The organism is Bradyrhizobium tunisiense, from assembly GCF_042263385.1.
GTDB classification, from domain to species: domain Bacteria; phylum Pseudomonadota; class Alphaproteobacteria; order Rhizobiales; family Xanthobacteraceae; genus Bradyrhizobium; species Bradyrhizobium tunisiense.
Map to the genome: position 1 here is coordinate 36,957 of NZ_JBHLEV010000003.1, position 12,520 is coordinate 49,476.

The window sequence follows — 12,520 nt, forward strand, 5'->3', positions numbered from 1 at the left end:
GCCGCCGGGCGCCCGGTGAAGCCAGTCTCCCGCGACGCTTTGCCCTGTGTCTCTGCGGAACAATCGGTTCCCTCGCGAGTCATGTCGATGCGGCGCAGTGCGCCGCTGGCGCGGGGAGGAGGCCGAATTGGTCAGGTCAGCGGTCGTGTCGGGACGCATGCGACTGGCGCTCGCCGGCGCGGCGCTCCTGATTGCGTCAGTGCTGGTGCCTGAGAGAGCCGAGGCGCAGTTTGGACTGCGCGGCGGTCCGCTTGGCGTTGCGCGTTTCGCCGTCGGCCACGTGATCGGCATGTCGCGGCTGCGCCATTCCCGCATGGCGGTGCGGGGCGGTCGATACCGCTCCGCTGCATTGAGATCGCAAGATCCGCGCGGCGCCGAGCGCGGTCAGGCCGCGAACCCCTACGTGATGCGCGCGGCGCTCACGGCGCAGGCTGCGCTGGCGGGCTGGCAGGGCGGCCGCCGGGCGCAAGGGTGGTGGCGCCATCCCGATGGCAGCTATGGCTGGGTCGGCCCGGTGTTCTGGCCGTTCGCGCATGACGACCTCACCAATGCCGTCGTCCTCGGCGATGCGACCAGTCTCTCGCTCTATGGCTATGGCGACATCTATGCCGCGATCTTCGCGCCCTATGCGGCGACCGAACTCGCGGCCTACACCGCGCCGCAAGGCCGGCGTGGACGACGCGTCCCCACCGCGGAGATCCTGTGCGAGGCCAGCGACAGCGGCGGTCTGCCGGTCGAGCGCATCGCTGCTGCCGTGACGCCGAACGAATTGCAGCGCACCGCGCTCGACGAGCTCGCATCCGCCTGGATCAATGCGCGCGACACCATCCGCGCGGCGTGCCCGGCGCAGGCCCCCGCCAATGCGGCGGAGCGCCTCGGCCTGATGCGCGAACGTGTCGAGGCCATGATCAAGGCCATCGACGCGGTCGCGCCGCCGCTGGCGAAGTTCACGGGTCTGCTTGATGACGATCAGAAGGCCCGGCTCAATTCTCTCGGCAACGAGCGCCGCGCCGCGCTCGCCTCGATGCAGCGCAGGGAAACGAACAAGGATACGAACAAGGATACGAACAAGGATGCGCAGGCGGCCGCCGCCTGCGATGCCGACAGCGATCCCCGCTATGACGAAAAGCTGCAGCGTCAGTACGAACAGCTCGTGCAGCAGCAATGGCCTGCGGGCGACATCGCCTCGACGCTCCGCCTCGACGAGACCGCCCGCGCCCGCTTCGAGGTGCTGCAGGACACCGCCCTGCGCACCATGCAGACGCTCAGCGCCTGCCCGTCACAGCCCGCCGCGACGCCCCAGGCCCGCCTCACCGCCGCCAAGGCGCGGCTGGAGACGATGCTGCAGGCGGTGAACGGCGTCGCCGATGCGCTGGACGATTTCGAGGCTGATCTGAGCGACGAGCAGAAGGCGACCTTCGAGGCGATCGGGCCGAAGCGCGGGGCGTGATCACCCGCACGCCCAGTCGAACTTCATGTCCTTGAAGTCGAGCTGCGCGTTGCCGGTGCCGAAATTGGTGCCGCCGAAATATTCCTCGAACTCGACGTGGGCCGGCATTGGGATCGGTCGCGCGCGGCATCAAGGCGATTCCGCGGTTCTCCGCCAGATCGGCGCGCGGAGGGCCCGCGAACATCTTCTGCGCAAAAGACGGCGCGGCCTCGTAGAAGGCGCTGGCGCCGCCGACCAGAAGTCCGGGCTGTTGCCGAAGACGCGGGCGAGAATCAGCGGCGAGCGCCAGAGACGTCTGCAGGACAGGACGAGTTCGGCCGCAAAGGTCGATGATGTCACCCTGCCAGGTGTTTCGCCCGTCAGGTCAAAGAAGCTTGTCGGGCCCGGCTTTGGCCCTTGTCCTAACCCATTGATCCGGCTCACGACGTCTACTGTGCATGGGGTTGTTTCGCCGTTTTTTGAGTCTCCTCGCAAAAATCCGTCTTCGCCTAATCAAAAATTCGCTTTACCAGAACCGCGACACACCCTATGCTCCCTCTCAACTCATCCCATGGTAAGGGACGGATCGCGATCGTCAGGGTTCGTGGGGTGAGGGGCGGTGGACGCGGGCGGCGTTGGCGCCAGATGCGGTCGCAGGGCGGGGTGTCCCCGTGAGCGATCAGCGGGCGCGTGTACGACGATGTCGAACGCGTACGGCAAAATCGTGTGGTCGTGACGCCCGATATTCCGGCGTCAAGTCTTGCAGTGGTGCGATCGTCCGACCGGACGGCGCATCCGATGACAGCTGCAAGGCGACGGTGGCAACGGGAAATCGTCTCACCGGCGAGAGCGCGACATAAGCCGTTTCAACCATCGCGCAGGGAAGGCCGGGCATTCGGCCACACCTGTTTCTCCCCTGTGAGCGTCTATCACGCACTCACGCACGGGGGTCTTGCGGGTGCCAGCCGGTGCCCGGTCTTCCCTGCGCCCTTCCATTTCGAAGGGTGTCGAAACCTACGCAAAACCCGGGCGCAAGCGCCGCGGGATCGCGAATTGCTGTCCGTGAGCGATAACGAGCAACGCCTCGCCATGCGAGGCAGGCTAGGAAGTCAGCCCCGCATCCGCACCGCGGCGGCATCCACCACGTTTGTCGCCTCCTCGCGCCAGTTCAAAATCTCCATCGCCAGCACGGGATGGTTAAAGCCCTTGAGCTGGAGATCGTCGAGGGCGCGGGCTTCGACGAAAGGCTCGACGATGCCGTAGACGCGGCGGCTGACCACGATCTGGTTGGGCTTGGCCTCGCCGCAGAGGCGCGAGGCGAGGTTGGTGACGCTGCCGATCGCGGCATATTCCAGCCGCTGCTCGAAGCCGACCTGGCCGAGCGTGGCGTAGCCGACCGCAATGCCGATGCCGAAGCCGAGGCTGTGCCCGCGGTTGCGCCAGCGCTCGGTCAAGGGGCCGATCGTCTCGCGCATCTCCACCGCCATCTTCACCGCGCGCTGGGTGTGGTCCTCGAACTGGATCGGCGCGTTGAACAGGATCATCACGCCGTCGCCGGCATATTTGTCGAGCGTGCCCTCATATTTGAAGATCAGCTTGCCGAGCGCGGCGTGATATTCGCGCAGCACGTTCATCGCCTCTTCCGGCTCGGTCGCTTCCGTGAACGCGGTGAAGCCGCGCAGATCGCAGAACACCACCGTCACCTCGCGGCGCTGGCTGGTGAGCAACCCTTCCGGGCTGTCGGACGAGGCGATCAGCTGCGCCACCTGCGGCGCCAGGAAGCGTTCGAGCTTGCGGATGCGCTCGATCTCGCCGAGCTGGGTCTTGACGCGTTCCTCCAGCGACTTGTTCCAGTCCTTGAGCTGCTCGGTCTGCTGCTTGAGCTTGTCGGCCTGGGCGCGCACGGTCTCGCTCGCCGCCTCCAGCTCGCGGCCCTTGTGATCGACCTCCGTGAACAGGCGCGCATTGCGCATCGCCAGCACCGCCTGGTTGGCGAAGGTGCGCATCAGGCCGATGACGCTGCTTGCGAACTCGCCACCGGCGCGGCGCAGCACCACCAGCGAGCCGAGCGTGCCCTGCTGGTCGACCAGCGGCACGACCAGCACGGAGCGGAAGCCGGCGGCAATGGCGGCCTCGCGTAGCGGCTGCTCGGCGGCATGATCGAGATCGGCAAGCGCGATCGGCTCGCCGCTCCCGGCGGCATCGCTCAGGATGTTCTCGCCTTCGTCGATGGTGACATGGGCGCCGTCGGCGGATTTGTCGATGCCTTCAGCCTCGACCAGGTTGAAGCGGCGCCGCTCGGCATCGAAGCCGTAGATCAGCACCGCGTCGGCATGGGTGATCTCGATCGCGCGCGCGGCGATGGTCGGCAGCACGGCGTCGAGATCGAGCGAGGAGGCGAGCGCGCGGCCGACCTCCTCCAGCACCTTCAGCTCGTTGATCGATTGCGCGAGATCGCGCGTGCGCTCCTCGACCTTGGTCTCCAGGTTCGAATAGGTCTCCTGGATCTGCCCGGCCATGCGGTTGAACTGGCTGGCGAGGTCTTCCAGCTCGTCGGAGGTGCGCACTTCGATGCGGTGGCTGAAATCACCCTCGCCGAGCTTGTGCGCGCCGTCGCGCAGCGCCGTGATCGGAATGATCATGCGGCGGGCGAGCAGCGTGCCGGCGAGAATCGCGACCATCAGGCCCATCCCGATCAGCAGCGCGATGCGCACCAGCTGGTCGCGGATCGGCATCAGGGCCTGCGTGGTCGGCTGCTCGAACAGCACGCTCCAGCCGAGCTTCGGCACGGTGCTGGCCGCGCTCATCACGGCATGGCCGTTGAAGTCGGTGCCCGAACTGTCGCCCTCGTGGCCGGGCGCGATCGCGGCCGCAACCTGCGGCAGCTTCGACAGGTCCTTGCCGACATCGGGCCCTTTCGACGACGTCGCCAGCACGCGGCCGCGCGGATCGACCACATAGGCGAAGGCCGCCTTGCCGACTTGCGCGTCCGACAGCAAGTCGGAGAGGAAGCTGAGATCGATCTCGGCCACGGTGACGCCGGCATTGAATCCGGAATGCGCCACCGAGATCGACATCATCGGCGTCCGGTCGGCGAACCAGGCCGGCGCATAGCTGACGCCGCGGGCGACGGTCTCGGTGAAGCGCATGTCGCGGGAGAGGTCGGCATTGCTGCCGGTCGTGGTCGACTGGCGGGAGACGCGCAGCACCTCGCGGCCCTCGCCATTGAGCTGGAACAGCTGGTTGACGTCGGAGACCTGGTGCAGCAGCGATGCGTAGTCGGCGCGGCGCTTCTCGAGGGTGTCCTGGCTCGCCCGCGTCACCCAGCTGATCTGGCGATCGAGCTCCGAGATCGACTGCTCGATCCGCCGGGCCGCGGCTTGCGCCTTGTCCTCCAGGCCATCGGTGAGCTGCGTCCTGGTGGCGCGATAGGAGATCCAGGTCTCCATCGCGCCGTTGACGGCGAGGACGAACACGACGAGGCCGACGAGGGAGACGACGTATTTGGCGAACAGGCCCTCGCGCAGAAACCGTCTCTTGTCGTTCGCTCCTGCCATCCCGATCCTCTCGCGCCGCCATCGACGCTGGCGCTGTGGGCCGCAGGCCCTTCGGGGCGGTTCTATCACAATTTGGGCCAAAGGACCGCCGCGGGCCGCGTGACCGGCCGGCGTGGTTACTCCCTGTGGACGCCATGGTCGGGTGGAAGAGGTGAATTGCCCGCGGCCTCATCCGCTCGGAGGAAGCCGGGCGCGGGAAGGGCCGATGGTCAGGGATTGCCGTGGAATTGAGCCCGCCAGTCCGGCCATTACCGGTTGAAGAGCTGCCGCAGCACGTCGTTCATTGGCTGACTGTCCTGCTGCGCGACCGGCGGGTCTTCCAAGGCTGGAGCCGCGGGCGAGGCCTGCGGCGCCGGTGTCGTAGGCGTTCCCGGCAGGCTGCGGTTGCGGCCGCTGCCTGGCGCGGCGCCGGTGCTGCTTCCCGCGCCACTGGAAAGCCCCTGCTGGATCAAATTGCCGATCGCCTCTCCCAGCGGACCGCCGAGCGGATTGTTCTGGCCCGGCTGCTGGGTTTGCGGATTGGCATTGCCGCCGGGCGGCGTCGTGCCGCCGAGGCCAAGGCTGCCCAGAATGTTGTCGAGCCCGGCGCCGTCAGGGCCGAACAGGCCCTTGCCCATCTCGCGCAGCTTGGCATAGGCGGCATCCGGATTGTCCAGCATGCCGGCCATATCAGGGTAGATCCGCGGCTGCGACCAGCTGCCCTGGATCATCACGGGAATGCCAAAGCCGACCGGCTCATTGGCGCGGCCCTGACCTTCCGTCGTCATCACCAGCTTCGGCTCGACGCGAAAGCCCATCATCTTGGTGTCGAGCGCGATGGTGCCGGCGCCGGTGACGCGCACCAGCGGTCCGATCAGATTGAGATCGGTCGTCACGGCCTGCCCCTTGTCGATGCGGAACGAGGCCGAGAGCTGCGACAAATCCGTGCTCTGCTCCTGACCGGGACTCTGGTTGTCCTGCCAGCCGGACAGCGTGCCCGATGTCAGCGAGCGGATCATCTGCGCGACGTTGATGCCGCGGATGGCGCCGTCCTGGAAATTGACGAAGGCGGTGCCCTGCATGTTCGCCATCAGCGCGCGCTGGCTGGTGCCGGCGCTGCGCAGAGCGAGCTTGGCCTGCAGCTTGCCGTCGATGCGGTCGAATTCGGCAAGGCCCTGGAGCAGCGGCAGCGCGCGCACGCCGACGAGGTCGGAATGCATGGCAAAGCTCGGCGCGCCGGTGGTTGCGTCCAGGATCACCTCGCCCGAGACCTGGCCGCCATAGGCGCCGAGATTGGCGGTGCCGGCCTTCAATACGCCGCCGGCGAGCTTGCCATCGAGCGCCAGCGGCGCGATGCGGGCATCGCCGATCACGGCCTCGTTCGCCGAGATTCTCACCTGCGCGTCGACGTAATTGAGCCCGGAGACGTCGATCGGCGCATTGCTCCAGGGTTGCCCTGGCGCGCCCTGCGGCGATTTCGCCAGCGGAATCGCCAGACGCTGGAAGTCGAGGTCGACCTTGACCAGGGGCTTGCTCGCAATGTCGACCGAAGCCCAGCCGTTGAAGGTGCCGTCGCCGAGCCTGCCGTTCACGCCGTTGATCATCACGAGATCGCCGTTCAGCCGCACCTCGGCATGACCGGCGAGTTGAGACTTCAGCACGCTGGGCATGTCGATGGCGAAATCCACCGGAATCGTCGGCCGGTCGCCTGGCGCCGCCGGCGAGGTCGCCTTGATGTCGAACTTGGTCGGGTGGTCGCCGACGCGCGCGGTGCCGGCGATGTTGACCTTGCGGTCGCGGCCGACGGTCGCGTCGGCGTTGATGGCACTGATGCGGCCCTCGACACGATCGCGTACGCGCGAGAACGCGACTTCGCCGTCGGTGATCTTGACGCGGTCGATGGACGCGCCGCCGACATCGAGCGCGGGCGGCTTCGACGAGGTGCCCGCATTCGGCAGGCGCTCACGCAGCAGCGGCTGGTAGAGCACGGGATGGGTGACGACGAGCTCGCTGATCTCAGGGCGGCCCGCCCACACGCTGGAGAGCGACATGTCGGCCTGCACGCTGTCGACCGTCAGGCGCGTGATGCCGCTGCGATCCCGGGGGTCGGCAAGCGTGAGGTCGTTCAGCGTGACGTTCAGCGTCGGCCACAGGCTGATCTTCGTGGTGCCGTCGATCGACAGGCGATAGCCGGTTGCACTCTCGACGCGTGCGGCGATCCTCGAGGTCAGGAAGCCCGAGGGGATCCCGACCACCAGCAGGAGTGCGATCACGACGATGACGGCGGCCAGAGCCGCGCCGGCGAACTTCAATGCTCTCATCTCGACTTTCCAGCGACGGACAATCGGGCGTTGAATCCCGCAGATGACCGTCCTTTGCGCCTGAGTTTATCCCCGGACGGGAAGCGGCTCCAAGCGCGTAAAAATAGTCAGGGGGTGCTGCAAAGTTATGTGACTTATGACACACTTCCCCGGCGCGGTTTTACGCGATCCTGACGTTGATGGTTTCAAGCGATTCCCAAGAAAAGCTGTCCAGGACGCTCACAAGGATATTGAAATGAGCAAGCAGGCCGAATTTGCGGTCATTCTGAAGATGAACGCGATGTTCGCGGATCTCGGTACAGACGAGATCCAGCGGCTGTCCAACCTCTGTCATACCCAGCATCTGGGGAACGGCGAGGTGCTGTTCCAGAAGGGCGATCCCGGGGACGCGCTGTTCGGCGTGCGCCGCGGCCAGGTCCGGATCGAGACCGGCGCCTCCGACGGCAGCCGGCTGACGCTCAATTTCATGGGGCCGGGCGACCTGTTCGGCGAAGTCGCGGTGCTGGACGGCCAGAATCGCACTGCGGATGCGACCGCCGGCGAGGCCAGCGAATTGTTCGTGCTGCGTCGCGAAGATTTTCTCGCCTTTCTCGAACGCGAGCCGAAGGTCGCGATCAAGATCATCGCATTGCTGTGCCAGCGCATCCGCTGGCAGAGCGAGCGGATGGAAGAATCCATGCTGCAGCCGCTGCCGGTGCGCCTGGCGCGGCGGCTCTGCGCGCTCGCCGCCGATTTCGGCTCCGAGGTGCACATCTCGCAGGAGCAGCTCGGCGTCTTCGTCGGGGCCGCCCGCGAGAGCGTCAACCGTCAGCTCCAGGCCTGGCGCAAGGAAGCGATCCTGGATCTCCAGCGCGGCCGGATATTGCTGCGAAACATGACCAAGCTGACGGCGATCGCGCGGAACGAGTAGGGACTCAACCGATCGGGGCCAGGATCAGCTTCGGAAGCGTGAACGGAATCATGCCCCCTCGAATGCAGGGCTTGCCGGTGCAGACCGTAGGGTCGATCGTTATCCGCCCGAAAGTCATGTAGGTAACAGAGCGCCTGGGGGCGTCCTTCGCCAGTGCGTCCTCCGGCTGCCCTGCCTCGGCAATCTCATTCCGCGGCGCGATGTGCGACGTTCTTCGATTCCGGCGTCGCCGCGTGATGACCGTCCGCCTCGGCGTCCTCGCTGTTCACGATCAACCGTTTGGCGAAGCGCCAGATCAGCGCGCCGAAATCGTCCATCACCATGAACATCGCGGGCACGAACACCAGCGACAGGATGGTCGAGAAGATCAGGCCGCCGATCACCGCGAGCGCCATCGGCGAACGGAATTCGCCGCCGGCACCGACCGCGAGCGCGCTTGGAATCATGCCCGCGGCCATAGCGATCGTGGTCATCACGATCGGGCGGGCGCGCTTCATGCCGGCGTCGATCATGGCTTCCTCGCGCGGCTTGCCGGCCTTGATGGCCTCGATGGCGAACTCCACCAGCATGATCGCGTTCTTGGTGACGATGCCCATCAGCATCAAGATGCCGATCCACACCGGCGTGGTGAGCTGCTTGCCGGTGAGGAGCAGGGCCGCGATCGCGCCGCCGATCGAGAGCGGCAGCGAGAACAGGATCGTGATCGGCTGCAGGAAGGTGCCGAACAGCAGCACCAGCACCGCGTAGACCATCATCAGGCCCGCCGTGATCGCGGTGGCGAACCCGTCGGACAGTTCGTTCAGGCTCTCGGCATCGCCGGAGGGGGAGACCTTCACGCCTTTCGGCAGGCTCTTCATCACCGGCAGGTCGTAGATCTTCTTGGTGGCGTCGCCGAGCGCGGCGGAACCGACGAGGTCGGCGGCAACGGTCGCCTGCCGTTCGCGATCGTAGCGGTTGATGCTGGTCGGACCCTGGTCGAGCTTGACGTCGGCGATGACGGAGAGGGGCACGCCGCCCTTTTCGCCGCGCTCGCCGAGGGGCACGCGCAACTGTTCCAGCGTCTTCAGATCGCCGCGTGCGGCATCTTCGAGCTGCACGCGGATCGGCACCAGCCGGTCGCCGACGTCGAACTTGGCGAGCGCGGGCCCGACGTCGCCGATGGTGGCGACGCGGATGGTCTGCGAGAGGCTTTCGGTCGAGACGCCGAGCCGTGCGGCGAGATCGGCGCGCGGTTGCACGCGCAGCTCGGGCCGCTCCAGCGTGGTTTCCGAGATCACGTTGGAGATGGTCGGAATCCGCTTCATCTGCGTCGCGAGCTCGCTGGCGACGTTGTTGACGATGTTGGCGTCCGCGCCGGTCACGACCAGCGAGATGGCGCGCAGGCCGTTCTCGTCGAGGAACCAGAAGCGGATGTCTGGAATGTTCTCCAGCTCCTGGCTGATCGAAAATTCGAGCTCGCGCTGGGTGATGTCGCGGCTGTCCTTGGGCGTGTAGTTGATGATCAAGGCGGCGCGCCGGACTTCCTGGGTCCCCGGCGGAACGCGCCCGCCATCGACGAATATGCTCCTCACCTCGGGCCGCTTGCGCAGGCGCGCGACGATGTCTTCGGTGACCTTTTCGGTGTAGGCGAGCTGGGTGCCCGGCGGCAGTTCGAGGGCAACCAGCGAGCGCGAGCTGTCCTGCGCGGGCAGGAAACCCTGCGGCAGCAGCGTGATGCTCCAGATCGAGGCGGCGAAGACGCCGAAGCCGACCAGCACCGTGATGAAATAGTGCTTCACCGACCAGGCCACGATCCGATGATAGGACCGCAAGATGCGCCCCGGCGGCGGCTCTTCGTGATGGCCGGGCTTGAGGAAATAGGCGGCGAGCACCGGCGTGACGAAGCGCGCCGCGAGCAGCGAGAAGAACACCTGCACCGAGACGGTGATGCCGAACTGCTTGAAGAACTGTCCGGCGATGCCCGACATGAAGCTTGCGGGTGCGAAGATCGCGATGATCGTCAGCGAGATCGCGATCACCGCGAGGCCGATCTCGTCGGCAGCTTCCAGGGCGGCACGATAGGGCGACTTGCCCATGTTCATGTGCCTGACGATGTTCTCGATCTCGACGATGGCGTCGTCGACCAGAATGCCCGTCGACAGCGTGATGGCGAGGAAGCTGACGAGGTTCAGCGAGAAGCCGAGGAGGTCCATCGCCCAGAACGCCGGGAAAATCGACAATGGCAGCGAGATCGCGGCGATGATGGTGGCGCGCAGGTCGCGCAGGAACAACAGCACGATGACCACGGCGAGGATGGCGCCTTCGAACAGGGTCGAGATCGCCGCGTGGTAATTGCCGTTGGTATATTCGACCGAGGTGTCGATCACCTTCAGATCGACGTCGGGATAGGTGACCTTGAGCGCGTCGATGCGCTTCTGCACGGCCTCGGCCACCTTCACGTCGCTGGCGCCCTTGGAGCGCTTGATGCCGAGCGCGACGATCGGCTCGCCGTTGAAGCGGGCGAAGGTGCGGCGGTCGGCAATGGTGTCGGTGACGGTGCCGAGATCGTCGAGCCGGACTTCGCCGCCGCCGAACAGCGGGATCATGGTGCCGGCGAGGTCGCTCAGCGTTTTGGCGCCCGCGAGCGTGCGGATCGCCTGGTCATTCTTGCCGATCTCGGCGCGACCGCCGGCGACGTCGACATTGGTGCCGCGCAGGCTCTGGCTGACATTGACCGCGGTCAGCCCCATCGCCTGCAGGCGGTCGGGATCGAGCGAAACCAGGATCTCGCGCTCGACACCGCCGATGCGCTCGACCTGGGCCACGCCGCGCACACCTTGCAGCGCGCGCTTGACCACGTCGTCGACGAAATAGGAGAGCTGCTCCGGCGTCTTGCCGGGCGATATCGCGGCATAGGTGACGATCGGCAGGCCGATGACGTCGACGCGCTGGATCAGCGGCTCGGTGACGTTCTGCGGCAGGTTCGACCGCACGCGCGTCACGGCATCCTTGACGTCGTTGAGCGCGCGGTCGGTGTTGGTCTCAAGTGCGAACTGGATGGTCGTCACCGACAGGCCGTCGGTGATCTGCGAGGTGATGTGGCGCACGCCCTCGACGCCGGAGACCGCGTCTTCGACGGTCTTGGTCACCTGGGATTCGAGCTCGGCGGGTGCCGCGCCGAACTGCGACACCGCGACCGAAATCACGGGAATGTCGGCCGAAGGCAGCCGCGTCACCGCGAGCTTGGTGAAAGACACCCAGCCGAGAATCAGGAGGATGATCGAGAAGACCACCGACGGCAGCGGATTGCGGATCGACCATGCCGAGATATTGAGTGCCATCAGCGTACCCGCGTGCGATCGAGTTCATCGGCGAACATGGTCTTGATCTGGTCGCCATCATGGAGCGAAGAGCCGGCGTCGGCCACGACGATTTCGCCGACGTTGAGGCCTTCCAGGATTTCCGTCGCGCTGTCGGACGACAGTCCGACCCGCACCTTGCGCGTCTCGATGGTGTTGCCTTTGACGACCTGAATGGTGAGATGGTCGATCGCGGTCTTGGGGATCGAGACGCCGCAGCTTCGCTTGGCGTCGATCGAGGCGCGGGCGAACACGCCGACCTTCAGCGAGGGATTGTTGGTGACGCTGATGCGGACGCGGCCGAGCTGCGTGGCACGGTCGATCTCGGGCGCAACCAGCCGGACCCGGCCGATCAAATCAGGCGCGTCGTCGCGGCTGATGCGCACGGTTGCGCCGGCATTGAGCTTGGTCATGTGCACCGCCGGGACCTGGGCATCGAGCTCGATCTCGTTGTTGACGGCGATGCGGAACATCGGGCCGGCCTGCGGCGATGCGGGCGCGCCGACGATCGTGCGGACTTCGGTGACGAGGCCCGCGGCAGGTGCCTTCAGCGAGACCGGGCCTTGCGGGCCGGGTCGCTGCGGCTGGCCCGGGATCTGCGGCGGCGGGGTGAGGCGCGCCAGCTCCTGGTTGTCGGCGACGACGGCGCCCTCGGCGACCAGCAGGTCGGTGACCCGGGATCCCTCCTGATCGGCGATGACCACGGCCTCGCGGCGCGGCACGAAGAAGCCGGTCACCCGCACCAGGTCGGAGAAGCAGGCATTGGTCGACTTCGTCACGATGACGAGTGCCTCGCTCTGCGTCTCCTTCGGCTCGGGGCGCTTGCGGTGCTCGAACAGATAATAGCCGATGCCGACCGCGACGACGAACACCACGGTGCCGGCAGGCTTGAGATATTCGGTGAACTTCATCGCCGGATCATCCTGGCCTGGCTCACGGCCATCCGCGCGAGGCCCATCGAGAGCGTTTCCCTGAAATGAAGCGGC

At 66.4% G+C, this 12,520-nt stretch carries 6 protein-coding genes; 2 read left to right on the forward strand and 4 right to left on the reverse strand.

The genetic code is table 11. From position 1 onward, the window contains the following. Nucleotides 1-157 precede the first annotated feature (157 nt). On the forward strand, nt 158-1,450 hold the full coding sequence (locus ACFDR6_RS13460; RefSeq protein WP_375859113.1) for a Spy/CpxP family protein refolding chaperone: 1,293 nt from the start codon (nt 158-160) through the stop codon (nt 1,448-1,450). Nucleotides 1,451-2,538: 1,088 nt separating this feature from the next. Here ACFDR6_RS13460 and ACFDR6_RS13465 read toward each other — a convergent pair. Together ACFDR6_RS13465 and ACFDR6_RS13470 are read right to left on the reverse strand one after the other, a co-directional pair. Continuing rightward, nucleotides 2,539-4,986, reverse strand: coding sequence for an adenylate/guanylate cyclase domain-containing protein (locus ACFDR6_RS13465; protein WP_375858589.1), 2,448 nt, complete (start codon nt 4,984-4,986; stop codon nt 2,539-2,541). Nucleotides 4,987-5,234: 248 nt separating this feature from the next. Continuing rightward, nucleotides 5,235-7,286 carry an AsmA family protein gene (locus tag ACFDR6_RS13470; RefSeq protein ID WP_375858590.1) on the reverse strand — a complete coding sequence of 684 codons (2,052 nt, stop codon included), beginning with the start codon at nt 7,284-7,286 and terminating at the stop codon, nt 5,235-5,237. A gap of 235 nt (nt 7,287-7,521) precedes the next feature. On the opposite strand from ACFDR6_RS13470, the gene ACFDR6_RS13475 reads away from it, so the two are divergent. Further along, the gene (locus tag ACFDR6_RS13475; RefSeq protein ID WP_212088997.1) at nt 7,522-8,196 is read left to right on the forward strand and encodes a Crp/Fnr family transcriptional regulator; all 675 of its coding nucleotides are present in this window, start codon (nt 7,522-7,524) and stop codon (nt 8,194-8,196) included. 185 nt (nt 8,197-8,381) lie between these two features. Here ACFDR6_RS13475 and ACFDR6_RS13480 read toward each other — a convergent pair whose 3' ends face one another. Further along, nucleotides 8,382-11,516, reverse strand: a complete 3,135-nt coding sequence (locus ACFDR6_RS13480; RefSeq protein WP_375858591.1) for an efflux RND transporter permease subunit — start codon at nt 11,514-11,516, stop codon at nt 8,382-8,384. Next, nucleotides 11,516-12,445, reverse strand: a complete 930-nt coding sequence (locus ACFDR6_RS13485) for an RND family efflux transporter (protein ID WP_212089008.1) — start codon at nt 12,443-12,445, stop codon at nt 11,516-11,518. The genes ACFDR6_RS13480 and ACFDR6_RS13485 overlap by 1 nt, the downstream gene beginning before the upstream one ends. Nucleotides 12,446-12,520: the final 75 nt, after the last annotated feature.

Coding starts and splice junctions, on each gene's coding strand:
- ACFDR6_RS13485 (WP_212089008.1), bottom strand. CDS start 12,445: ATGAAGTTCACCGAATATCTCAAGCCTGCCGGCACCGTGGTGTTCGTC.
- ACFDR6_RS13460 (WP_375859113.1), top strand. CDS start 158: ATGCGACTGGCGCTCGCCGGCGCGGCGCTCCTGATTGCGTCAGTGCTG.
- ACFDR6_RS13470 (WP_375858590.1), bottom strand. CDS start 7,286: ATGAGAGCATTGAAGTTCGCCGGCGCGGCTCTGGCCGCCGTCATCGTC.
- ACFDR6_RS13465 (WP_375858589.1), bottom strand. CDS start 4,986: ATGGCAGGAGCGAACGACAAGAGACGGTTTCTGCGCGAGGGCCTGTTC.
- ACFDR6_RS13480 (WP_375858591.1), bottom strand. CDS start 11,516: ATGGCACTCAATATCTCGGCATGGTCGATCCGCAATCCGCTGCCGTCG.
- ACFDR6_RS13475 (WP_212088997.1), top strand. CDS start 7,522: ATGAGCAAGCAGGCCGAATTTGCGGTCATTCTGAAGATGAACGCGATG.